The organism is Hyphomonas sp. (assembly GCF_013823385.1).
Lineage (GTDB): Bacteria > Pseudomonadota > Alphaproteobacteria > Caulobacterales > Hyphomonadaceae > Hyphomonas.
This window is the reverse complement of record NZ_PNMA01000145.1, coordinates 1-1,340: the sequence shown is the minus strand read 5'-3', so window position 1 is coordinate 1,340 and position 1,340 is coordinate 1. Positions and strand designations below refer to the sequence as shown.

Sequence of the window (1,340 nt, the reverse complement as noted above, 5' to 3'; positions counted from 1 at the left end):
GCGATTGACGATCCGGGCATTGCCAACTGGCTGGATCCGGCCGGCCAAACGCAAGGGTCAATCATGCTGCGCTGGACTGGTGCCAGCAGCGGCCCTGCGCCAAGGCTCAGTTGCGTCGCGGCAGGAGACGTGCTGAAGCAGCTGGGTCCGGGCACCCGGCGGGTCACGCCGGAGGAACGCCTGCAATCCATGCGCGCGCGTCGCCGCGCGGTGCAAATGCGCCGTCGCTGGTAAGCGGATGCCTTGTCAGGCCGTGCCCAGCTTTTCGGTGCCGCCGGTCATTACATCATCACCCATGCGCGCCCGCGCGCACTCTTCGGCGGCAAGACCTTCAGATGTAGGGTGCTGCACGTGATCTTTCGTCAGCTTATCGGTCAGTTTGTCCCAATGGGTGACAAGCAGGCTTTCCTTTTCGACAAGTGGTGAACAGGCCAACTCAGGCAAGTCTTTCCAGGCCTTCCAGCTATCACTCGAATTGACCTTGTAGATGCCCACATAATTGTATTTCGGCGTGGTTGGGATCATCTGGCCGAAGCTGCGAAAGGCCAGCAGTGCAGCGCTCTGGACACCCGCCCGCCGCGCGGCTGCGGGCAGGTACTGATCGGCATACCACGCCCGCAATTCGGCATCCTTGCCCGGCGCGGCGTTGAACTGTTCAAAAACCACGCCGCCAGAATGGGCCGTGTCAGGATCGTTGTTGCGAAAGGCCAGCGGGTAGTAGTGATAGTCCTCCAGCACGCTGTCATCGATGGCGGTGGTCACCATCATGCGGCTGGTCAATGCGTTCTCCCAGTGCTCGCGGGAAAATCGCTCCGGGTCGAACACATCGTAGAGCGCGAAATATTGCCAGTCATATTGCGGCGGAACAGCCATCGGCTGGTGTATGCTGCGAACAAAGCGTTGTGCGGTGATCGAACCGCGAAAGCGCAAGGCATCGCGGATGTGGATGTTGGTGTACCAGTCGTCCAGATCGGCTTCGCGGCCCGGATGTGCCTTGGTCAGCACCACTAACACGGCTTCGATCATGCTTGCTCTCCGCTGACCGGCGTGAAGGGCTTGTGCGGCGCGCCCATCGCCTCGCGATAGGAGATCGGCTGCTTGTCATCGGTGTCCTTCACGCCAAGGCGCTGGCCCAGTTCCGCCCCGATCAGTGCCTGACCGCTGAGCGACATCAGATCCGGCGCCGAATAGAGCGCGTGCAGTACTCGGCCAGTGAATTCCGGCGTTTCCCAGTTGGGCAGGGCTTCGCGCATGTCTGGTGGCAGCATTTCCGGCGGCATCGCGCGCACGGCATCGGTAAGGATGAAGCCCGGCCAATAGGAAATTGCCGCAACGCCGTG

1 protein-coding gene and 2 pseudogenes are annotated in these 1,340 nt (G+C 61.6%); 1 reads left to right on the top strand and 2 read right to left on the bottom strand.

The features are described 5' to 3' along the window. Nucleotides 1-234, top strand: a pseudogene (locus tag C0456_RS20595) (hypothetical protein); the annotation flags it as partial. Between the two features lie 12 nt (nt 235-246). On the opposite strand, the gene C0456_RS20590 reads toward C0456_RS20595, so the two are convergent. Both C0456_RS20590 and C0456_RS20585 read right to left on the bottom strand, forming a co-directional pair. Beyond that, a complete protein-coding gene (locus C0456_RS20590; RefSeq protein ID WP_067399083.1) occupies nt 247-1,026 on the bottom strand; it encodes a hypothetical protein in 780 nt (259 codons plus the stop codon). After that, nucleotides 1,023-1,340: pseudogene (locus tag C0456_RS20585) on the bottom strand (short-chain dehydrogenase); the annotation flags it as partial. The pseudogene C0456_RS20585 and the gene C0456_RS20590, both read right to left, overlap by 4 nt.